This is a genomic window from Lactobacillus sp., from assembly GCF_051873315.1.
In the GTDB taxonomy this organism is placed as follows: domain Bacteria; phylum Bacillota; class Bacilli; order Lactobacillales; family Lactobacillaceae; genus Lactobacillus.
In genome coordinates this window covers 15,624-35,146 of record NZ_JBJEES010000035.1, presented here as the reverse complement: position 1 = coordinate 35,146, position 19,523 = coordinate 15,624, and the positions used below count along the sequence as shown (strand labels likewise).

The window sequence follows — 19,523 nt, the reverse complement described above, 5'->3', positions numbered from 1 at the left end:
AAGCCAGACTCTATCTCTAGAGCCTGGCTTTCCTATTGCTAGAGGACTCTTCTTGCCCGACTAGGCCAGAAGTAGGTGGACAGGCTGGCTTGTACGACCCCTTGCTGGTCTCCAGCAGCGGTAACATACTTCCCGTCCCCCACGTAAATAGCTACATTGTATGGTTTGTTCTTGGAACCCCAAAAGAGCAGGTCCCCTTCCGCAAAGCCAGAACTTGGATCTACCGCGATCCCCTTCTTGACCTGGCTCTTGGTGCTGGAACCTGTGTTGACGCCAGCTGCCTGCTTGTAGACGTAAGCAACCAAACTGGCATTGTCAAAGGCATTTGGGCCCTTGGAACCCTTGACATAGGCCTTGCCGACCTGCTGCTTGGCTAAGGTTACGACTGCCTTAGCCCGGGCCTTAGACCCCATCGGAGCAGACCAAGAAGCTGCCAGACTGGCAGCACTGCGGGCCTTCTTGACCGTCTTTTTCTTGGTTTTGGCCTTGGTCTTCTTGACCTTCTTTGCCTTCACGGCCTTCTTGGCAGACTTGACCTGGTTAAAGTACTTGGCCATGACCCATTCCTTCTTGCCAATCCGGTACCACAGATTGCCCATGGAGTCAGTTGCCGTCTGGTAGACAAAGTGGCTGCTGCCCTTCTTTAAATGAGTCGCAACATGCCGTCCCTTCTGGTAGTTGGTCCAGACGGTGACGTATTGCTTGCTGATAACTTTGATCCGCTTGCTGGCGGCCTGGGCCGGCTGCTTGACCGGCTTGACCCCTGTCGCTGAGATCCCTAAGAAAGTCAGCGCTGCAGCAGAAAATTTGATCATATTAGACTTCTTCATGCTCATTTCCTCCCTTACACCGCTAACTCTATTTTAACACGGAAACTAGAGAATCCGCCGGGCCGTTGACGGCCAGAAGTAACTGCTGATGGTTGCCAAGATGACCCCTTGCTGCTCATCAGCGGCGGAAACATATTGACCATTGCCCACGTAAATTGCAACGTGATATGGCGCTGCCACATCCCCCCAGAAGAGGAGGTCGCCTGGCTGCAGGCTGGCCGTTGATACCGGCACAGCCACGCCTTCATTAACCTGGGTATAAGTAGTCCGGGAAACGGTCTGCCCGATCGCGGTCTTGTAGACCCATTGGACTAAGCCGGAGCAGTCAAAGCTGGTCGGGCCAGTCGCACCCCAGACATAAGCCTTGCCGACTTGCGCCTTGGCTAAGGCTACCACGGCATTCTGCCGCCAAGATGAACCAACGGGTGCCTGAGAAGAAGCAGCTTGCGTCAATTGATTGGTGTTTAAGACCGGGTTGGAAGGAGTCTTGGATGCAGTCTGCTTGGTCGTCGTCAAGACAACCGTGTACTTGCTGGCAATCCACTTTTTATTTCCAACCTTCAGCCAGACCTTGTGCTTCTTGTCAGTAGCTGAGGCCTTGACCTGCTTGACCGTACCCTTCTTAAGGTACTTGTGGGTCTTCTTGCCCTTCTTGTAGTTGGTCCAAACCGGAGCCTTCTTGACTACCTGGACCTTGGAAAGGTGACCCTTAACTTGCGCGTTAGCTGGCTGGCCGCCTAGGCCCAGTCCCCCGAAAAAGAGCGCCGCCGCGCCCATGAATTTAATCCATCTTGCATTACCCATATTTTTTCCTCCAGCGGAAGCAAAATTTATACCTAATATTAATAATAAGCGCTTGCCCCCCTGGCCCGCAAGCCCCCTGATGATTACAAAATGATTACAAAAACGGGGAAGGCGCTGTCGCCCTCCCCGCTGGAAATATGCAAGTGTTGAATAATCGCTGTAGCTTGTCCTAGTGGAACAAAAAAGCCGTCGTAATGACGGCTAAATAAAAACCAAAAATTTTAAAATCGGCCGTCACCGGCTCAATTTTGGGTGTTCCAGCACAAGTTCATTCTACGCAGTTTGAGAGAAAATAGCAAGCAAAGTTGCTAGTTAATACTAGCCTTTTGCCAAACACACGTGCTATAATATTTCCGATTGAGCATAACGGTGGCGGCCTCTACGGAGGGAGTGATGCCCTTGATCTTTTCATCGGCTCCTTCCTATCATTACGGAAAGGAGCCACCGGTAATGGTTTATGCGATCGAAATCGTAAACGAGCTTACCGTGTTTCTGTTAGGCCTTGGCTGTCTATTTGAAGCCGGTGCTTTTGCGTCAGCGAAAGCTTGCAAGTTTATTGATAGCCTACGAGGACTGCGTGGAAAGTTTCACCGGAAGAAGCGCCGGAAGAACAAGAAGCGTAAGAATCAAAAAAGCCGTCGTAACGACGACTAATTTCTTAATTTAACTAAATTGAAAATTGGCCGTCACCGGCTCGATCAATGAAAGGATGGGTGTTCCCGCACTCGTCCTTTTTCTATTGCCTATTTTACGCAGTTTAGCGGAAAAATGCAAGCAAAGTTGCCGGCAAACAAAAAACCGTCGTAACGACGGCTAATTCAAACGTGTAAACTTTTAAATTGGCCGTCACCGGCTCAATCAACGAAAGGATGGGTGTTCCCGCACTCGTCCTTTTTCTATTGCCTATTTTACGCAGTTTAGTGGAAAAATGCAAGCAAAGTTGCTGGCAATCAAAAAAGCCGTCGTAACGACGACTAATCAAAAGATTTAAATAATTTTAAAATTGGCCGTCACCGGCTCAAGTTCATTCTACTTAGACTGAAGGAAAATAGCAAGATAAGAACACGGCTTAAATTACTCTCCGCGCGCTGGATGGGTAGAAAGCACTGGAGCGGTTCGTGCTTACCTTGGACTTGATCACCCCAACCGTCGGGCTGGAGGCGTGGACGAACTTGCCCCCGCCCACGTAAATCCCGACGTGGCTTGGAGCTGACTTGGAACCAAAGAAGAGCAAGTCACCCTTAGCCAACTTCTTGGTTGATACCGCCTTGCCGTAGTAGAGCTGGCTGACTGAGTAGTGCGGCAATGACAAGCCAGTTGCCTTCTTGTACACGTACATAGTCAAGCCTGAGCAGTCAAAACTGTAAGGGCCAGTTGCCCCCCAGACGTAAGCCTTGCCGACTTGCGCGTTTGCCAATGCAACTACCTTCTTTTGCTTAGCCGTCTTAGCCGCGGCTGCCTTGATTGAAGCGTACTTGCTAGTAGACACCGTGTTGGTGCCCAGAATCCACTTGTTGCTCTTGATCCGGTACCAGGTCCGCCCCTTGTACTGGGCTTGACCCGTGGCCGTAAACTTGTAGCCGGACTTAACCTGGCCAACATTCTTCTTGCCGGTCCCGTAAGTATTCCAAGTGTTGACCTTGTTGCCCTTATTGTAAGCAACCATGGTCTTCTTCACGATCGTAATATTGCTGTCCTGGCTGTCACTTGCCGCGTAAGCCGGCTGCGCCCCGCCCAGCCAAGCTGCCAATAACAAAAGCACTAAACTGAATTTCCGTTTCATCTTTCTTTTTCCGCTCCTAAATTGAATTCGCTTTTTCTAGTTTAAGCAAGTTGTGTTACAGAAAGGTTACAGAAAAAATACAGTTGTTTTTTAATCGCCAGGCAAAAGAAAAAGGACGCCAGCTGGCGTCCCATATAAAGGATATTTCTCGATTAAATCAAGCGCTTGGCGGTTGATGGCCAGAAGTAGTAGCTCAGGCTCTGCTTGATCACGCCCTGGCTTGGAGTAGCCGCGTGAACAAACTTGCCGCCGCCCACGTAAATCCCGACGTGGTATGGGGAAGACTTGGAACCCCAGAAAAGCAGGTCCCCCTTCTTCAAAGTTGCAGTAGAAACAGCAACCGTCTTGCCTTGGTGCACTTGCGTGTAAGTGGTCCGGGTAATGTACTTGCCCAGAGCGTGGCTGTAAACATAGCTGGTCAAGCCTGAGCAGTCAAAGCTGTAAGGACCAGTTGCGCCCCAAACGTAAGGCTTGCCTACTTGCGCCTTGGCCAAGGCAACAACCTTGTTTTCCTTAGCCTTCTTGCTCTTGGACAGCTTCTTAGCCGCCGCAGCCTTCTTAGCTGCCTTGGCAGCGGCCTTCTTAGCTGCGGCTGCCTTCTTGGCCCAAGCTTCAGGACTCAAAGTGTAAGAAGCCAGAACCCATTCGTTGTCAGCGATCTTGTACCAGGTTTGCTTCTTGTACTTGACTTCGCCGATTACCGTCAAAGTGGTCCCGTGCTTGAAGCTGATGCCAGTATCATTGGCCGCGCCGGTCTTGACCTTGTAATTCTTCCAGGCCTTAACGCTGTAGCCGGCCACGTAGTTGATCACTACTTGCTTGTTGACAGCCTTAACAGTAGCTGCCTGGGCTGCCGGAGCTTGGGCAGTAGCTGCTGCAGGAGCAACCAGGGCCAGGGCCAGTAAAACTTTGACTAATAAACTCTTGAACTTCAAAACTTTGATATCCTTTTCTATTCTGATTTTTTACGCAAGATCTATAATAGGTTACCAATGTTACAAGAATGTTACAAAAAGAATACTAGACTGTTAAAATTAAGCCCATTTTAAAAAGGCCAGCGATTTTTGCCTCGCTGACCTTCTTTTTTATCGTTGTTATCGTAATTTTAGCAGGTAATGGTAATTTAGATGACCCGCTTGGCGGTTGATGGCCAGAAGTAGGAGCTCAGGTACTGCTTGCGGACCCCTTGGCTTGGAGTAGCCGCGTGCACGTACTGGCCGCCGCCCACGTAAATCCCAACGTGGTATGGAGATGACTTGGAGCCCCAGAAGAGCAGGTCGCCCTTCTTCAGCTTGGCAGTTGAAACCTTAACGGTCTTGCCCTTCTTTACCTGGGTGTAAGTGGTCCGGGAAATGGACTTCTTGATCGCCTTCTTGAAAACGTACTGGGTCAAGCCTGAGCAGTCAAAGCTGTAAGGGCCGGTAGCGCCGTATACGTAGCGCTTGCCAACTTGCTTCTTGGCCAAGGAGACAACCTTGTTCCGCTTGGTCGTCACACTGGCTGCCTGGGCTTGGTGGCTGTTTGCCTGGATTGCGACAGGAACAACCAGGGCCAGGGCTAAGGTTAATTTTGCTAAGATCTGCTTAAACTGCTTCATTACGTTGTAACTCTCTTTCTCTTTTCTCGATGCTTATATCATAGCCGATGAGTGTTACAGGAAATTTACAGACCGTTTGCAGTTTCTTTAATAAGCCTTTGCAGTTTTTTAACATCCGGCAATTTTTCCGTAAAAAAAGGCCCTGGCAAAGAGCCAGAACCTTAATTTATTAAGCCCGCAGCTTCTCAGAAGCAGCTGAAGAGCTTTCAGGCGCGGCCACGACTTCATTGCGGGCATCAACTGCCCCCTCAGTGGCCATGTTGTGGAAATTGTTAAAGGACAAAGAGATCATGTCTTCCAGGGCTGGTTCAGTAAAAGAGCCCATGTGCGGAGTCAAAAGCACCCGCGGGTAAAGGTCCATCAAGGACTGAACTTCTGAGTCCGGCACGTCGCTTTCAGAGGCGAAGTTGTGGCCCATGATCTTCTTTTCATTGGAAACCACGTCAGCGCCGTAGCCAGACAGGTGGTTGCTGGAGACAGCAGCGGCAATAGCGGCTTCATCAGCCAGTTCGCCCCGGGCCGTGTTGACCAGAACTGCTCCTTCCTTCATCTTAGCGATGAATTCAGCGTTCATCAGCTTGTCGTTCTTGCCTGGGAAGTATGGCACGTGAACAGAAACGATGTCACAAGTTGCCAGTAATTCGTCTTCACTTACAAAAGTGCAGTATTGCTTGGCAAAGTCAGATGGGAATGGGTCATAGGCGTAAACTTCAGCGCCCAGAGCCTGCCACATCTTGCCTTCTACCGCCCCGATCTTGCCGGCCCCGTAGATGCCAACCTTCAAACGGTTGAATTCCGTAGCGAAGTAGTCCGGGTGCATCCCAAAGTCCTGTTCATGGACATGATGGGCAGCTTCACCAACGTGTCTTGACAAAGTCAAGCCCAGGGTAAAGGCCAGGTTGGCTACAGCGTATGGGGAATAGTTTGGCACGCGGGCAACGGAGATCCCCAGGTCTTTAGCAGCTTCCAAATCAAAGTGGTCCACGCCGACTGACCGGGTAAAGACCCAGGAGATCCCGTAGTCCTTGAACTGCTGCAGGTTGGTCCGGTCACAGAGGCAGTTGCCCCGGACCAGAACAGCGTCGCAGTCAGCAGCTTGCGTGACGTTTTCCCGGTTCAAGTATTCAGGAATGAGCTTCAAGTCGTAGTCGTACTTGTTCAGTTTTTCAAAATAGCTTCTTTCAAGCGGCCTAACGCCGTAACATGCAATTCTCATCTTGAATACCTTCTTTTCTAGGACTTCACTTTACTTGTTTCAATAATTGCCCCTATTTTATTTAATTCCTTTCTCATTTACAAGCCCTTAGCTTAACTTCTTAACTATTTAATTTTCTCCCGCCTCCTTAAGGCAGGTAAGGGCTGACAGACTTTGCTTTCCGTAAATTCTTCCCTTAAAAGTCCAACTTTTCTTTTTAATCTAGCAGAAAAAAGGCAAAGAAAAGCGCCCCTGAGGCGGGTGCCTCAAGGACGCTGATTTGGTCATTTTGAAGTTTGCTAATTAGATGATCCGCTTGGCAGTTGATGGCCAGAAGTAGGAGCTCAAGTATTGCTTACGCACGCCCTGGCTTGGAGTAGCGGCGTGAACGTATTGGCCGTTGCCGATGTAGATACCTACGTGGTATGGGGAGCTCTTGGAACCCCAGAAGAGCAGGTCGCCCTTTTGCAGGCTGGCAGTTGAAACGGCAACCGTCTTGCCTTGGCGAACCTGGGTGTAGGTGGTCCGGGTGATGTACTTGCCAATAGCGTGGCTGTAAACGTAACTAGTCAAGCCGGAGCAGTCAAAGGAGTTAGGACCGGTTGCCCCGTAAACGTAGCTCTTGCCGACTTCCTTCTTGGCCAGGGATACGACCTTGTTGCGCTTAGTGGTCTTAGAAGCAGCTTGCACAGTGCTGTTTTGAGTATTTACAGTGTTGACTACAGCGAAACCGGCGAAGGCCAGGGATACGGCTGCTAAAACTTTGGCTAATGACTTCTTGAACTTCAAAATGATTTACTTCCTTTTCTTAACTTGATGTTTAACATCTTACAGGAGAAATATTTCAATTCTGTTTCAAAAAGGTCACGCCTTTTTTACAGTTTATGAGAAAAAGCTTAATCTTGCATTTTTTTGACCAAGGCAGCCAAGCTGGCATAGGTCGCTTCCAGGTCGTCGTTGACCAGGACATGGGCGCGATTTTCCAGGTCTGCCGGTAATTCGTTTAGTTCGCTGCCGGCCAGGCGCTTCTTGATCTGGTCACTTGAATCGCCTCTGTCAGCCATTCTTTTGGCCAAAGTATCCAGGCTGCAGGTCACATAAAGGAAGTAAACCTGGTCACCTAAGGCCTTTATGTAGGACCTGGCCCCCTCGATGTCCACGATCAAGCTGACCAGGTCGCTTTTTGCCCAGGCTCTTTCCAGCCCTTCTTTACTGGACCCGTACTGGTAGTCCCCGTATTTGACATGTTCAAAAAAGTGCAGCTTGGCAAAAGAGGCATCGTCTTCAAAGTAGTAAGCTGACTCGCTTTCCCCAGGCCGCCTTGGCCGGGTGGTGTGGGTAATCACCCGGGGGATCTGGTAGCGGTCAGCCAGGTATTCAGATATGGTTGTCTTGCCAGCCCCGCTGGGACCGGCGATCAAGATAATTTTTTTAGCCAAAAAGAGAGTCTCCTAACTTGAATTTTTTCGCTCTATACTATATCATAGCCTAGTTGAAATTTTAACCGTTTGAGAATTAAGGAGATTGCCATGAAGAAAGCCGATGTTGAATTAGGTGCCGTCGTTAACGCCAAGTCAGAAGAAGAACTGAAGAAGCAGTTCCAAGGCACGGTGGAAAAGATCTATGAAAACTCCGCCCTCCTGGCCATCACTTCCTTTGACGACGTTGACGCTACTGCCGTCAGCGACCTCAACTACAAGCTGGTCGTCAACTTCAAGAACATGAAGCCGGCCCGGTCAGCCAAGAAGGCCAAGGCCCTCTCCACCAACAACATTACCATCGAAAAGGTGGCCCCGACCATGAAGGCTGACGACAAAGATAAGGACAAAAAGGAAAAGAAGGCTCCGGCCAAGAAGAGCAAGTAAGAGAACTCCGCGGTTATCCCGCGGAGTTTTTTGTTAAGATAGTAGGGAAAGCGAGTTGACTATAAATGAAAGAAAAAACTAAAAGCCTGCTCTACTGGTTCATCATCCTCCAGCCTTTCCTGGATTTGGACTTCTTCTACCGGGGGAAATTGGCGACCATCCTGCCCTTCACCATCCCGACCATCATCCGGATCGCCGGAGTAGTCGTCCTGGTTGGCCTCCTTGTCTGGGGGCAAAAGAAATTGCCCCCGGCCTGGCTCTGGGCCTACCTGGCTATTCTGGTCCTCTATGGGATCTTCCACCTCTGGCACATGCAGAACTTTAAGAGCCTCAGCCCGAACGACTACGGCTACTCGAATTTCGGGGAGATTTTTTACCTCTTCAGAATGCTCCTGCCCCTGGCCTTGATCTGGGTGACCAAGAATCTGGAAATCAGCCAGGACTTCTTGTTAAAAGCCTTCGCCTGGGTCAGTGGCCTCTTCACCGGCACTATTGTCTTGAGTAACCTCTTCGTGATTTCCCTGAAGTCCTACGAAACCGGGGTGATCTCCGGCAACATCTTCACCTGGTTCATGGGGCCGCTTTACGGCTACTCCCACAGCGCCTCCAAGGGTTTCTTCTACTTTACCAACACCTTGAGCGCCATCCTCTTGATGCTGGCTCCGGTCGTCTTCTACCTGCTGCTTGAGCGCTTCTCCTGGAAGAGTGGCCTTTTGGCTCTCAGCCAGACTTTGGCCATGCTGGAAGTCGGCACGAAAGTCGCCCTCTACGGCTTAGCCGGGACCCTGACCGTCAGCTTGATCGCCTGGCTAATCCACCTGCTTTTCTTAAAAAACGTCAAGTTTTCAAAAGGCGGTCTGGTCACCCTCTTGGCCTTAGCCGGGATCACCGGGGTCTGCTGGCAGGTCTCCCCGGCTGTCCAGCGCTACAAGTACGAGATCTACTGGGCAAACAGCCATGACTCCCAGATCGACAAGGAAAACGCGATCTTAAAGGCGGGCCTGGCCAAGTACAAGAATGACCCGGACAAGCTGAAGGAGTTTGAGCAGGACTTTTTGGCCAAATATTACCAGAAGTACGCCTTAAACAAACGCTTCATCACTAAGTCCTACCCATATAAGTACGACCCGCAGTTCTGGATCGACTTGCTTAAAGAGCCGGCCAGCGTCCGTTTAGCCAACCGCAAGGTCGAAGAAGCCATGCTTAAGCAGGTGGTCAAGTACGACAACGATCCTTTGGACAAGTGGCTGGGGATCGGTTATATGCGGCAGACCAACATCTTCAACCTGGAGCGGGACTTTACGGCCCAGTACTACTCCTTAGGGATCATCGGCGCCTTTCTTTACCTAATCGCCTATCCAGCCATCATTCTTTACGGGGCCTTTGCCTGGCTGAAGGAAAAAGCCTGCCGGACCTTCTATTTAAGCAGCCTCTTGCTCGCCAGCGCCCTTTTATTGGGGGCCAGCTACATGTCCGGCAATGTCTTGGACTTCCCGACCTCTAACCTGCTTTTGGCCTTCCTCGATGGCGGAATTTTGTCCTATATCAAGGAAGAAAAAGGCCGAAGCACAGGACTCCGGATAGTCAGATTTGAGAAAAAGTAATAGCAAACCAAAATAAAAAATCGTCTTCTAACTTAGAAGGCGATTTTTGCTTTGTTTTCAATTCTTACTTGTTTTCCTTGTCAATAAAGGAACTGTCCGGCACCCGGATCAGGTAGAAGCGCTTGGCCTGGCGGCCAGCGTGCAGGCCCAGGCCGTTAACCGCGGTGTTCTTGTACTTGGCCGTATAGATGGCCACGTAGGCCTGCTGGTAGCGGGAATCTTCCTTCTTCAGCTCCTTAGTGCTGAAAGGCAGAGCCGAGGCCGTTACATTGATTGGATCCTTGCTATAAGATACCGTCGCCAGGTGGCTGGGTACGGTGTACTTTTTGCCCTTAACGTAAAAAATGTACTGCTGGTTCAAATCCCGGTTCTTGGTGGACTTGACCTTGACATAGTAGCTCTGGCTGGCGCTAGGCTGCAGGACCAGGGGCTGGTAGGTCACGGATGAAGTAATCCGGGAAGTATCCGTCAAGTTCGGGTCGTCAAAAAGGCTGATGGCCAAGAGCCAGCCGGCCAGAAGGCAGAAGCTGACGACTTCCAGCAGGCTGATCAGGGAGTTGCCCCATTCAAACTTGTGCTGGCGCTGGATAATCATCTTCAGCCGCCGGCGCCGGATATTTTGCACGATAAAGACCAGGTAAACGATGGCTCCCACCCAGAGGGCCACCCCCAGTACGTTCCAGCTCCACATAATTATGCCTCTTTCTTAGTCTCGGCCTTGGCTTCTTTGGCCGCTTCCTTGGCGGCTGCTTCGCCTTCCTTGACCTGCTTGATCTTTTCACTCATGGCGTCAGCCAGGCGGTCGGCTGCTCCTTCAAGGTCAGCGACTAATTCGTCGCCATCCATGAAGAGGTCGATCCGGAAGTGGGAAGCGTTCAGGTATTCGCTGGCCGTTTCAAAGTAAACCTTGACCGGCTGGGCTTCTTCTTCGTCAAAGAAGTTGATCAGCTTCTTGTAGTTGGCCAAAGGCAGGTTGATGATGTTGGTTTCCAGGGCAAAAGTGATGGGGTTCTTCCCTTCCAAAACCAGCTGGACCTGCATCAAGCGGTCCTTCTTCAAGGCCGTGGCCACTTCCTGGACCATGGTCAAGGCGTGTTCTCTGAGCTTCTTTTTGCTCCGGGAGACTTCGGAATACTTGATGGTCTCCATGTCAGACAGGTAGGTCTGTTCTTCGATTGCTTTAGTTAAGTCTTTCAGGTTGATCTGCATTTTTTCTCTCACCGTCCATTTATGTCTGTATCTACATTAACTAAAAAAGTCCCCGGGTGCAAGCGAAAAAAGAGCCGGCCAGGGGGCCGGTTCTCATTAGGATTAATAGGAAATGTAGGTTGTCACCAGCACTCGACTGATTTATAACCTCCGGGGCGGCGAAAACATGGGGAAAACACCGCCGCTCCGGGAAATAGAGCCTGCCGCGCGGCAAGTTCTCTATTACTCTGCTATTTTACCATATCTGCCCGCATTAATCCTTTATCATGTGCGATTAACGCGAAAAAAAATCTAACTATACTTGAATTATTAAGGGCTTATTCTGGCCAGAAGAGATCGTTCAAGGTTTTGCCAAGAGCCTGGCAGATAGCTATGCAAAGGTTGACGGTCGGATTGTAGTTGCCTTTCTCAATAGCACTTATGGTCTGCCGGGAGACCCCGACGATATCGGCAAGTTGCTGCTGGGAGAGGTCTTTTTCTGCCCGGGCCGCTTTAAGGCGCAGATTTTTCACGGCTAATCCTCCTCCCGGCGGTCGATCACGGCCTTGATCAAGAGACTGCCCACGATTGCCAGGTAGGCAGCTAAGATCATCGGACCAACTGCCGCGTCAGTTGCCGCCCCATTCTTAAAGTAGACGATTCTGCCGCTCATCAGATCGTCAATCTGGATCATGAGCTGGGAAAGGAAGATAAGGGTCCAGGCAACCGCCAGGCTCAAGCGGCCCTTAACTGGGAAGGCATCCTGGAAGATGCAGTAGCAAGTCAGAACCGTGCCGCCCAGCATGATGGTCGCCAGGCTGGATGCAAAAGGCGTGGCCAGGGGCCGGTCAAAATTGATGCAGGCCAGGCTGTAAAGGATGTTGGCGACGAGCACTGTCCAGAAGGCGTATTTGTAGCCCCGCCCCCGGAGCAGAAGCTGGCGTTCGTCCAGCCGCTGGCGATTCTGCTGGTCTTTAATGGCAAAGTAGACAGCTAAACAGATAGTCAAAGCACAGATTAAGAAGAGTGTCATGATTTTTCCTTTCATAAGTCCCGATGTCAAATATACTTTACATTGAGTATCAACTATCTTAGCTAAAATGTCAACTATATTTGACATTATTTTTTGAACAAAGTGGAGAAAAGTGTTACACTTAAGTCGTCAGCAAATGATAGCGATTACATTTTTATCTATAGAAAGGTGATTGTCATGTTTGATTTCAAGGACTACGGACCGGATCCATGTGCTTTGGACTTAAAGCAGGCGGCCTTAGAGAATGAGAAGTATCGTGAAACTTTGTGGACGGGGGACCACTTCCAGGTAACCTTGATGTGCATCCCTGCTGGTGGCGGCGACATCGGGCTGGAGATCCACCACGACAACGACCAGTTCATCTATCTGGTCAGTGGGACTGGCCGGGTGCAGCTGGGCAAGGAGAAAGACAACTTGACCGTGGACAAGATTGTTCACGCTGGTGAAGCTGTCTTCATTCCAGACAACACTTGGCACAATGTCACCAATGCCGGTGACGAGCCGATGAAGTGCTTCAGCTTGTACGCTCCGGTAAAGCACGCGCATGGCACGACCGAATCGACCAAGGCCGACGCGATCGCCCAAGAAGGGCCACTGGAAGGGTCTAACGAATAATTTTTAAGCACGTGAATCTTTCACGTGCTTTTTTGCTGGAATATGCTGATTTTTTTGATAAGGGATTATAATCGGAAGGAGAAGATGTTTGTCTTTTTTTATCAGGAGGAAGAAAAAATGAAGGCAATCAAGCAGCTCTACCATGAGCACAAGATCATCACACTGATTCTAACCTCGCCAATCTGGCTCTTTGCCCTCTTCTCCGTATTGTTTACGGCCAACGAGATCTACAAGTCGACCCAAGAAGGCGTGGTAACTGAAGTTCTGAACAAGACCCTGCCCCAGCATGGCTACAGCGACATCTACTATCTGAACCAGGTCAAGGCTGACAGCCATTTCGGCATGGGGACCACCTACGTCAGCAGTTTCTCAACCAAGCGGACGGTTAAAAAGAACCAGGCCCTCTTCGCCAAATCCGGCAAGAAGATAGACAAGGGCGATGCCAATCTCCCTTATTACAAGGAAGTCACGGTTCGCCGGAACGGGATGGGCTGGAAAGTTACCGTTTCTGATTCGATTGGACAAGAGGAAAACAGTTACAGCGTGAAATGACAGCAAATAACAAAATGGAGTAAGGTCATCCCTGCTCCATTTTTCATCTGCTTATCTATTTAAATTGTTCCCAGTAAGCATCATCTGCTTTAACTATTGGGTCCTCCGGCAAAAGTCCCTGCCGGATCAACTTGTCCCTGGCAATCGCGTAGTCCAGGGATTCCTTTTGCCCTTTTTCTGAATCCATAAGGCATCCCTCCCCTGCTGTTATCCTACTTCATTTTTTACCCAAAGCCAACAAAAAAGCCGCCAGAAGCAATTAAGCTTCCAGCGGCTTTCTTACTCAAGGCACTTGCCAAACGGCAAATGTGACTCCTTCTCGTTCACATCAAGGGTGTGTCAGCATCGACGCTTCCCGCGTCTGGCCAAAGGCCTGATGCCCTCTATCTCAAAAATACGCACCTTTGCGTTTTCCTCGACTCGTCGATATTCGATTATACGCTCTTTCCCAATCCTTGTAAAGCTACTTGCCCAGCTTCTCCCGCAGCTTGAGCCGCTTGATGTACTTGTTCCAGGCTTCTTGAAACAGGGTCGATAGCAAGAAGCCCAAAGCGATCGACACCGTCACGATAGCCACCCGCATCATCATCTGCTGGGCAGCGATATACTTGCCGTCAATGAGCCGCCTGACCACCATATAAGCCGGCGCTCCCGGCACCAGCGGCACCAGACCCGGTACACTGAACAGGGTGACGGGACACTTTTTCCACTTGGCCAAAACAACAGCGACCAAGCCCACGGCAAAAGCGCCCAGGGTGTTGGAAATCATCCGGCCACCTGACGCCTCCGTCACCAGCCAGTAGACCATCCAGCCCGCGCAGCCGCAGATCCCGCTCCAGTGAATCACCCGGTGGGGGATATTCACCGTCAAGGCAAAGCCGACCGTGGCAATGTATGAAAAGACCAAGTTGATCAAGACGTCCCAGATGTTGAAACTAACCTGCATCCCCAGCATGACTATGCTCCTAAAAATCTAATCATGATCCCGACGCCGCCGCCCAGGGCAATCGCCGTCATCGCCGCCTCACACATGCGCACGATCCCTGACACCCAGTCGCCCATGAAGAGGTCTCTCAAGGCGTTGGTCAAGGCCAGCCCTGGCACCAGAGTCATCAAGGCCCCGATCAAAATATTGTTCACGTTGCAGGCCGGGAAAATCCGGCTGATGATAATAGTGAGCAGGCCCATCTCCATGGCCGCGATCAGTTCAGCCAAAAAGCGGACCTTGGTGTGACGTTTAAGCCAGGAGTCCATTAAATAGCCGCTGGCCCCGATCAGGCCGGCAACCGGGAAATCGGCCCAGTCATAGACATCCAAAAAGAGGACCATCAAGGTGGCACTCAAGATCCCGGCCCCAATGACCTGCAGCCATAAAGGGAAAGTCGGGGTCTGCTCCTCGACTTCCCGCAGCTTTTCTTCCAGCTGCGCCAGGTCAATCCGCTTGTCGGCAAATTCCCGGGAGAACTCATTGACCCGGTCAACCAGTTCCAGGTTGATGGCCCGCTTCTTGACCGATTCCAGTTCCGTCACCGTGCTGCATTCCCCATCATCCAGGCTGACGAAGATCCCGGTTGGCATGGCAAAAACGTTGACCTCCTTGATGCCGGCGTTGATGGCGATCCTGCGCATGGTGTCCTCCACCCGGTACATTTCGCTACCGCCGGCCAGCATGAGGCGGCCAGCCTTCAAACAAGTATGAACGACTCTTTTCATGTACGCGTCTGTGCTCATTTTTTTCACCGCGAGCCTGCCTAAAGGCAGCTAAATCAATTATTCATGGCTTCAATATCGACGACCTTGTCGACCCAGTCACCTCTGAAGAAGTCCCGTTCGTGACTGACGACAATGACCCCGCCTGGGAAGTTGACGATGGCCTTTCTCAGGCTGTCCTTAGTTTCATTGTCCAGGTGGTTGGTCGGTTCGTCAAGGAAAAGCAGGTTGGCCGGCTCAAACTGCATCTTAGCCAGCTTCACCTTTTCCTGCTCGCCCCCGGACAGTTCCTTCAAAGGACTCATGACCAACTGGGCCGTCAGCCCCATCCGGGCTAAAGCCTGGCGGAGTTCCTTGGGCTTCTTCTGGTCAAATTCACTCTCTAAGTACTGCAGAGGAGTCATATTCTGGTTGGGCCAAGTCAAATCCTGCTTAAAGTAGGCCAGCTTAGCCGTGGCCGACAGGTCAAAGCCCCCGTAGATAGGCGGAATCTGCCCCAAGAGGGTCTTAAGCAAAGTGGTCTTGCCGATCCCGTTAAAACCGGTGATGGCCACCTTTTCCCCATTGCCTACGGAGAAGTTGAAGGCTTCCTTAACCAAAGCCTGGTCATAGCCGATCACCAGGTCCTGCGTTTGCAAAAGCAAGTTGGAGGCTGTTTCAACGTATGGGAAGTCAAATTTAGCCTTCTTGCCGTTTTGCGGAGGCGTCAAAATTTCCATCCTGTCCAGCTGCTTTTGCCGGGACCGGGCGCTTTTGGCCCGGGTGCCGGCCTTGTTTTTTCTGATATAGGCTTCAGTCTTGGCAATCTGCCGCTGCTGGTTGGCATAGGCCTTCAGGTAGGTCTGCCGGTTGGCTTCCTTTTGCCGCATTGCCTGCTTTAAGGTCCCGGTATAGCGGGTAATGGTCCCGAAGTCGATGTCGATAATACAGTTGGTGATCCGGCCCAAAAAGTCATAGTCGTGGCTGACGACGATAAAAGCACCGGTAAAATCATTCAGGTAGTCGACCAGCCAGTCGATGTGGCCGACGTCTAAGTAGTTGGTTGGTTCGTCCAGGACCAAGACCTGGGGCTGCTCTAAGAGGAGCTTGGCCAGGATCAGCTTGGACCGCTGGCCCCCGGAAAGCTTGGAGACGTCCCGGTCAAAGCCCAGTTCGGCCAGGCCCAAGCCACTGGCCACCCGGTCGATTTCAGTGTCCAGGTCGTAGAAGTTGTTTTCTTCCAGGTAGGTCTGCAAACGGCCTGCTTTGGTCAACAGGGCCTCATCGCCGCTTTCGCTGTAGTCGATGTAGAGCTGGTTCAACCGGGCTTCATCTTGGTAGAGCTGGTCAAAGGCAGTTTTTAAAAAGTCCCGCATGGTCAGGCCGGGCGTCAGTTTGGCGTACTGGTCCAGGTAGCCGACGGAGAGCTTGTTTTGCCACTTGACGCTCCCTTCATCGGGGAGGATTTCCCCGGTCAGGATTTTGATCAAGGTGGACTTGCCGACCCCATTTTGGCCGGTGACCCCCATGTGGTCTTCCTTGTTTAAAACAAAATTGGCGTCTTCATAGAGGGTCTTTTCCGCAAAGCCCTGGGTCAAGCCGCTGACGGTCAGTAAACTCAAAATTTTTTCCTTTCTTACAGGTGGAAGTCTTCCGCCTGCTTGCGCTCACGGTCGTACTTCTGCAAGGTCTTGAGGATCCGCGGCCAAAGATAGCGCGGAGCGGTCAAGTGCAGGTGGTCGTCAGCCACCCGGAAGTAGCTGGGACTGAGCTTGGTCAAGCCGGAGAGGAATTCCTCATCCAGGTGGTACTTGTCAGAGATCCGCTGGATTTCGGCAATGGCGTATTCGGTGTAAGACGAGCTCACGAAGACCAGGATGGCGCCGATGATGCCCCAGACCAGGGACTGGGTATTGGTCAAGGCGAAAGAGTGCCGGCAGATGTAGAACATGGCGATGAAAGTCATTACGCCGGCGATTCCGCCATAGATGTATGGATAGTAGCGTTTTTTCACGAAAATCCCTCCTAATTCTATCAACTATCTTAACGTATTTTGCCCCCTGGTTAGTAGGAAAATTATTGCTGAAAAGGAAAAAATAAGAGGGATCCAGAATCCCTGGACCCTCTTATTCAACCACAATCTTTACCTTGTCATGCTTTTGGGCAGCTTGGGCAAACATTTCAATGAGCCGGTCACAAAGCTGCCGGGACTGGTCAAAGCGGAATTTCTTCTTGCGATAATTCAGCAAGTCATTGTAATACTCTTCCGCGTCCACGTAGCAGTCAGGCTCTTCTGCCCAAGGGCCTTGCTCAAAGAAATAGTCACGGCTCATTTTTCCCCATTCTGACTTAGGAATTTTAGGATATTCAAAAAGGTCTTCCACAAATCCCTCCCAAACCCGCAGTTTAGTTCTGCCATAGGAAAAATCAACTTCGGGTTCATCTTGTAAGTCTCCATTATAAAAAGTCTCATCAACTTTGGTCTGGCCAGTGTCCATTTTTGAGCAGCTCCTTATCACTATTTCTCTTGAAAAAGCTGGCGGACCTTCCGGCTGTTTCTTACCGAAAAATATTGGACGTCGCCAGTGATGAAGGTCAGCTTTTTCTCCTTCAAATCCACTTCTTTAACGTTGGCGGGGTTGATGACGCAGGATTCGCTGACCTGCACCAGGGCCGGGTACTTCTCTGGCAGTTCCTTCAGCTTGCCGATGAATTCCGCCCAGCCGGTCGTCTTGACCAGGCGAAGCTTGTGGGGAACCGACGTCGTCTCCACGTAAACCACATCTCCCATGCTCATGTTTCTGACGTCATGGCCGAATCTGTAGCTGAAGGTGTTTTTCTGGATATAGCGGTACTTGGCGATCGCGTCCACCGCCTGCTCCAGGGAATAAGTGACATCCCGGCGCAAATCGTCCACGTTGCCGTTTTTGACGATAAAATTGCTGGCCCCCAGCCGTCTTTGGAAGGTCAGGAAAGCCATGTCCTGGTGACTGGTCACAAAAATCAGCTGGGCCTTGGGGTCCTGCTTCTTGATGATCTCGCCCAAGTCCAGGCCGTTTTGCTCGTCCAGCTTCTTGCCGATTTCAATATCCAAAAAATATATGCCGGACGCGAGCGGCTTTTTGGTCAAAAAATCCAGGGCCTCATCGTAGCTGCCTGCCGCCTTGACGACAGCAAAGTCCAGCTCTTCTTCATCGCTTAAAATAATCTGCGCCCGCTTGATGCAGTCCTTGACCAAATCGATCTGGTCTGGCTCATCGTCGCAGATAAAAACTGGATACTTTATTTTTCTCCCTCCTTCAGAACCATCAGACTAAATGTAAAAGTGTTGCCTGTCGTATCTATATCAACGATCATTTGCCCGGCATACTTGTTCACGATCTCCAAGGCGTTGCTTAAGCCCAGGCCGGCATGCTGGTCCTTACTCGTGTAGCCTGGCTCAAAAATCCGCGGAGATGGGATATCGGCGGTCTTGTTTTTGATGACAAATTCGAAATCGCCGTTTTCTTGGTAGAACATAGCTTCAATCCGGCCGCCTTTTAGGCCGTTGCTGGCCTCAATAGCATTGTCAAAAGAAATCCCGATGACCCGGACCAGGTCCATTTTTTCCATTTCAGAGACCAAAGGCAGGTGGTCGATGTCCTTCTGGCAGCTGAAGCGGTAGGGAATCCCTTGATCGTAGATTTTCGACAATTTGGTAATCACGATGCTTTTAAGCAAATCGTCATGGATATGGTTGACATCTTGAAACTTGGCCAAGGCATGCTCATCAAAGTTTTCCCTTGAGTACTCATTCAGCTTCTCCAAAAGCTGCTGGGAGTCGTTTTGGGCCGCTGCCAGCTTGAGGCTGCTCAGAATATTGCGGTAGTCGTGCTTGAAGCGGCGGAGGCGGTCCTCATCCTGCTCCAAAGAAGCCGCGTAGCTCTTCAGCTGCTGGTTGGACTCATAGAGCTGGCGGTTCTGCGCTTGCAGGTGCCGCTCTTCTGCTTCGTTTAAAAGGGCGGTCTGATTTTTGATACTGAGACTAAAGCTGAGCACGGCATAGATGCCTTGAACGGCCAAGATGCCCAAGAGGATCACCAGGCCAACCGACATCTTCTTCACCTGCATCCCGACGACGTAGGCAAAAATTGTCGAGACATACAGGTAGGACAGCAGAAACAAGCAGTTCGTCTGATAGCGGACGTCGCTGATATATTTGCGGATTTTTGGCAAAAGCGGCCAAGCGAGCAAAAAGCCAGCCAGCAGGAGACCAAGATCAATCCACAAGCTGGCCGCAAGAGTTTCCGGAAAAGACCAGCTGATGATATTTACTATGATGTCTTCTAGCAAACCAATAATACCAATAATTAAGGCCGCGCTTACTGCCTGCTTGACCTTTTTGCCTTTGATCTGGGTTAAAACCAAGAGGGTCAGCTCAAAGATTTTTAATTGCAGGTCAATGAAATAGGACGGAACCGACTCAATTGTGATCCCGTCAATCACACCAATGAGCCAGATGCCAAAAAACATGGTCCAAGCTCGGCGGCTAACTAGCCGCTGGTCAAGCAGCCGCAAAAAGCAGGCAATATCAATCATAGGCGCCAGCATCATGGTGCCGGCATCAAGCAGATACAATAAAATCATCTATCCATCCTGTTTTCGCTTCGTTCCCTTTTCAGTCCTCATGATACAACAAAAAGCGCAACTGAGTTGCGCCTTTATGCCTTAATATTAACCAAAAATTGCCTTAATTCTGTTCCAGCAAATGAGTGAAATCTTGTAAGTA

25 protein-coding genes are annotated in these 19,523 nt (G+C 50.6%); 5 read left to right on the top strand and 20 right to left on the bottom strand.

Translation table 11 applies throughout. The features are described from left to right. Positions 1-38: 38 nt before the first annotated feature. Together ACI32D_RS01800 and ACI32D_RS01795 are read right to left on the bottom strand one after the other, a co-directional pair. Entirely contained in the window at positions 39-830 is a 792-nt protein-coding gene (locus ACI32D_RS01800; RefSeq protein ID WP_439774950.1) for a C40 family peptidase, read from the bottom strand. A gap of 45 nt (positions 831-875) precedes the next feature. Beyond that, positions 876-1,634: a C40 family peptidase gene (locus ACI32D_RS01795; RefSeq protein ID WP_439774949.1), complete on the bottom strand. Its 759-nt coding sequence runs from the start codon at positions 1,632-1,634 to the stop codon at positions 876-878. Positions 1,635-2,084: 450 nt separating this feature from the next. Here ACI32D_RS01795 and ACI32D_RS01790 point away from each other — a divergent pair, with 450 nt between their 5' ends. Further along, positions 2,085-2,288 carry a hypothetical protein gene (locus ACI32D_RS01790; RefSeq protein WP_439774948.1) on the top strand — a complete coding sequence of 68 codons (204 nt, stop codon included), beginning with the start codon at positions 2,085-2,087 and terminating at the stop codon, positions 2,286-2,288. Between the two features lie 415 nt (positions 2,289-2,703). On the opposite strand, the gene ACI32D_RS01785 is transcribed toward ACI32D_RS01790, so the two are convergent. The 6 genes from ACI32D_RS01785 to ACI32D_RS01760 form a co-directional block, all read right to left on the bottom strand. Continuing rightward, complete coding sequence (locus ACI32D_RS01785) at positions 2,704-3,417, bottom strand: C40 family peptidase (protein WP_439774947.1); 714 nt, start codon at positions 3,415-3,417, stop codon at positions 2,704-2,706. A gap of 152 nt (positions 3,418-3,569) precedes the next feature. Then, complete coding sequence (locus ACI32D_RS01780) at positions 3,570-4,352, bottom strand: C40 family peptidase (RefSeq protein ID WP_439774946.1); 783 nt, start codon at positions 4,350-4,352, stop codon at positions 3,570-3,572. A 188-nt stretch (positions 4,353-4,540) separates the two neighbouring features. Further along, the gene (locus tag ACI32D_RS01775) at positions 4,541-5,014 is read right to left on the bottom strand and encodes a C40 family peptidase (protein ID WP_439774945.1); all 474 of its coding nucleotides are present in this window, start codon (positions 5,012-5,014) and stop codon (positions 4,541-4,543) included. 169 nt (positions 5,015-5,183) lie between these two features. Further along, positions 5,184-6,230, bottom strand: a complete 1,047-nt coding sequence (locus tag ACI32D_RS01770) for a 2-hydroxyacid dehydrogenase (RefSeq protein ID WP_439774944.1) — start codon at positions 6,228-6,230, stop codon at positions 5,184-5,186. Between the two features lie 282 nt (positions 6,231-6,512). Then, entirely contained in the window at positions 6,513-6,998 is a 486-nt protein-coding gene (locus ACI32D_RS01765; RefSeq protein WP_439774943.1) for a C40 family peptidase, read from the bottom strand. Between the two features lie 107 nt (positions 6,999-7,105). Then, positions 7,106-7,648, bottom strand: coding sequence for a guanylate kinase (locus tag ACI32D_RS01760; RefSeq protein ID WP_439774942.1), 543 nt, complete (start codon positions 7,646-7,648; stop codon positions 7,106-7,108). A gap of 90 nt (positions 7,649-7,738) precedes the next feature. Here ACI32D_RS01760 and ACI32D_RS01755 point away from each other — a divergent pair, with 90 nt between their 5' ends. Both ACI32D_RS01755 and ACI32D_RS01750 read left to right on the top strand, forming a co-directional pair. After that, positions 7,739-8,074: a hypothetical protein gene (locus ACI32D_RS01755; RefSeq protein ID WP_439774941.1), complete on the top strand. Its 336-nt coding sequence runs from the start codon at positions 7,739-7,741 to the stop codon at positions 8,072-8,074. 65 nt (positions 8,075-8,139) lie between these two features. Beyond that, positions 8,140-9,678: an O-antigen ligase family protein gene (locus ACI32D_RS01750; RefSeq protein ID WP_439774940.1), complete on the top strand. Its 1,539-nt coding sequence runs from the start codon at positions 8,140-8,142 to the stop codon at positions 9,676-9,678. A 64-nt stretch (positions 9,679-9,742) separates the two neighbouring features. Here the strand turns inward: ACI32D_RS01750 and ACI32D_RS01745 are convergent, their stop codons facing one another. The 4 genes from ACI32D_RS01745 to ACI32D_RS01730 all read right to left on the bottom strand — a co-directional run bounded on the left by ACI32D_RS01745 (position 9,743) and on the right by ACI32D_RS01730 (position 11,899). Continuing rightward, on the bottom strand, positions 9,743-10,369 hold the full coding sequence (locus ACI32D_RS01745; RefSeq protein ID WP_439774939.1) for an LVIS_2131 family protein: 627 nt from the start codon (positions 10,367-10,369) through the stop codon (positions 9,743-9,745). 2 nt (positions 10,370-10,371) lie between these two features. Beyond that, positions 10,372-10,887 carry a hypothetical protein gene (locus ACI32D_RS01740; protein ID WP_439774938.1) on the bottom strand — a complete coding sequence of 172 codons (516 nt, stop codon included), beginning with the start codon at positions 10,885-10,887 and terminating at the stop codon, positions 10,372-10,374. 317 nt (positions 10,888-11,204) lie between these two features. Beyond that, a complete protein-coding gene (locus tag ACI32D_RS01735; protein WP_439774937.1) occupies positions 11,205-11,399 on the bottom strand; it encodes a helix-turn-helix transcriptional regulator in 195 nt (64 codons plus the stop codon). A 2-nt stretch (positions 11,400-11,401) separates the two neighbouring features. Then, positions 11,402-11,899: a hypothetical protein gene (locus ACI32D_RS01730; protein WP_439774936.1), complete on the bottom strand. Its 498-nt coding sequence runs from the start codon at positions 11,897-11,899 to the stop codon at positions 11,402-11,404. 177 nt (positions 11,900-12,076) lie between these two features. On the opposite strand from ACI32D_RS01730, the gene ACI32D_RS01725 reads away from it, so the two are divergent. Continuing rightward, positions 12,077-12,514: a cupin domain-containing protein gene (locus ACI32D_RS01725; protein ID WP_439774935.1), complete on the top strand. Its 438-nt coding sequence runs from the start codon at positions 12,077-12,079 to the stop codon at positions 12,512-12,514. A gap of 117 nt (positions 12,515-12,631) precedes the next feature. Continuing rightward, positions 12,632-13,066 (top strand): hypothetical protein, encoded by a 435-nt coding sequence (locus tag ACI32D_RS01720; protein WP_439774934.1) that lies wholly within the window; start codon positions 12,632-12,634, stop codon positions 13,064-13,066. A 55-nt stretch (positions 13,067-13,121) separates the two neighbouring features. Here the strand turns inward: ACI32D_RS01720 and ACI32D_RS01715 are convergent, their stop codons facing one another. The 8 genes from ACI32D_RS01715 to ACI32D_RS01680 form a co-directional block, all read right to left on the bottom strand. Then, positions 13,122-13,253, bottom strand: a complete 132-nt coding sequence (locus tag ACI32D_RS01715) for a prevent-host-death family antitoxin (RefSeq protein ID WP_439774933.1) — start codon at positions 13,251-13,253, stop codon at positions 13,122-13,124. A gap of 276 nt (positions 13,254-13,529) precedes the next feature. After that, the gene (locus tag ACI32D_RS01710) at positions 13,530-14,021 is read right to left on the bottom strand and encodes a threonine/serine exporter family protein (RefSeq protein WP_439774932.1); all 492 of its coding nucleotides are present in this window, start codon (positions 14,019-14,021) and stop codon (positions 13,530-13,532) included. Between the two features lie 2 nt (positions 14,022-14,023). Next, positions 14,024-14,779, bottom strand: coding sequence for a threonine/serine exporter family protein (locus ACI32D_RS01705; protein ID WP_439774965.1), 756 nt, complete (start codon positions 14,777-14,779; stop codon positions 14,024-14,026). Between the two features lie 53 nt (positions 14,780-14,832). Further along, a complete protein-coding gene (locus tag ACI32D_RS01700; RefSeq protein WP_439774931.1) occupies positions 14,833-16,377 on the bottom strand; it encodes an ABC-F family ATP-binding cassette domain-containing protein in 1,545 nt (514 codons plus the stop codon). A 14-nt stretch (positions 16,378-16,391) separates the two neighbouring features. Beyond that, the gene (locus ACI32D_RS01695; RefSeq protein WP_296227260.1) at positions 16,392-16,769 is read right to left on the bottom strand and encodes a hypothetical protein; all 378 of its coding nucleotides are present in this window, start codon (positions 16,767-16,769) and stop codon (positions 16,392-16,394) included. 112 nt (positions 16,770-16,881) lie between these two features. Then, entirely contained in the window at positions 16,882-17,253 is a 372-nt protein-coding gene (locus tag ACI32D_RS01690; protein ID WP_439774930.1) for a hypothetical protein, read from the bottom strand. Between the two features lie 20 nt (positions 17,254-17,273). Next, positions 17,274-18,023, bottom strand: a complete 750-nt coding sequence (locus ACI32D_RS01685; protein WP_439774964.1) for a LytR/AlgR family response regulator transcription factor — start codon at positions 18,021-18,023, stop codon at positions 17,274-17,276. Between the two features lie 14 nt (positions 18,024-18,037). Continuing rightward, positions 18,038-19,381: a sensor histidine kinase gene (locus ACI32D_RS01680; RefSeq protein WP_439774929.1), complete on the bottom strand. Its 1,344-nt coding sequence runs from the start codon at positions 19,379-19,381 to the stop codon at positions 18,038-18,040. Between the last annotated feature and the right edge of the window lie 142 nt (positions 19,382-19,523).

Excerpts from the sequence above, each read along its gene's own strand:
- ACI32D_RS01770 (WP_439774944.1), bottom strand. The coding sequence starts at position 6,230 with ATGAGAATTGCATGTTACGGCGTTAGGCCGCTTGAAAGAAGCTATTTT.
- ACI32D_RS01790 (WP_439774948.1), top strand. The coding sequence starts at position 2,085 with ATGGTTTATGCGATCGAAATCGTAAACGAGCTTACCGTGTTTCTGTTA.
- ACI32D_RS01795 (WP_439774949.1), bottom strand. The coding sequence starts at position 1,634 with ATGGGTAATGCAAGATGGATTAAATTCATGGGCGCGGCGGCGCTCTTT.
- ACI32D_RS01720 (WP_439774934.1), top strand. The coding sequence starts at position 12,632 with ATGAAGGCAATCAAGCAGCTCTACCATGAGCACAAGATCATCACACTG.
- ACI32D_RS01750 (WP_439774940.1), top strand. The coding sequence starts at position 8,140 with ATGAAAGAAAAAACTAAAAGCCTGCTCTACTGGTTCATCATCCTCCAG.
- ACI32D_RS01690 (WP_439774930.1), bottom strand. The coding sequence starts at position 17,253 with ATGGACACTGGCCAGACCAAAGTTGATGAGACTTTTTATAATGGAGAC.
- ACI32D_RS01705 (WP_439774965.1), bottom strand. The coding sequence starts at position 14,779 with ATGAAAAGAGTCGTTCATACTTGTTTGAAGGCTGGCCGCCTCATGCTG.
- ACI32D_RS01775 (WP_439774945.1), bottom strand. The coding sequence starts at position 5,014 with ATGAAGCAGTTTAAGCAGATCTTAGCAAAATTAACCTTAGCCCTGGCC.
- ACI32D_RS01745 (WP_439774939.1), bottom strand. The coding sequence starts at position 10,369 with ATGTGGAGCTGGAACGTACTGGGGGTGGCCCTCTGGGTGGGAGCCATC.
- ACI32D_RS01710 (WP_439774932.1), bottom strand. The coding sequence starts at position 14,021 with ATGCTGGGGATGCAGGTTAGTTTCAACATCTGGGACGTCTTGATCAAC.
- ACI32D_RS01715 (WP_439774933.1), bottom strand. The coding sequence starts at position 13,253 with ATGGATTCAGAAAAAGGGCAAAAGGAATCCCTGGACTACGCGATTGCC.
- ACI32D_RS01730 (WP_439774936.1), bottom strand. The coding sequence starts at position 11,899 with ATGACACTCTTCTTAATCTGTGCTTTGACTATCTGTTTAGCTGTCTAC.
- ACI32D_RS01740 (WP_439774938.1), bottom strand. The coding sequence starts at position 10,887 with ATGCAGATCAACCTGAAAGACTTAACTAAAGCAATCGAAGAACAGACC.
- ACI32D_RS01755 (WP_439774941.1), top strand. The coding sequence starts at position 7,739 with ATGAAGAAAGCCGATGTTGAATTAGGTGCCGTCGTTAACGCCAAGTCA.
- ACI32D_RS01725 (WP_439774935.1), top strand. The coding sequence starts at position 12,077 with ATGTTTGATTTCAAGGACTACGGACCGGATCCATGTGCTTTGGACTTA.
- ACI32D_RS01800 (WP_439774950.1), bottom strand. The coding sequence starts at position 830 with ATGAAGAAGTCTAATATGATCAAATTTTCTGCTGCAGCGCTGACTTTC.
- ACI32D_RS01785 (WP_439774947.1), bottom strand. The coding sequence starts at position 3,417 with ATGAAACGGAAATTCAGTTTAGTGCTTTTGTTATTGGCAGCTTGGCTG.
- ACI32D_RS01680 (WP_439774929.1), bottom strand. The coding sequence starts at position 19,381 with ATGATTTTATTGTATCTGCTTGATGCCGGCACCATGATGCTGGCGCCT.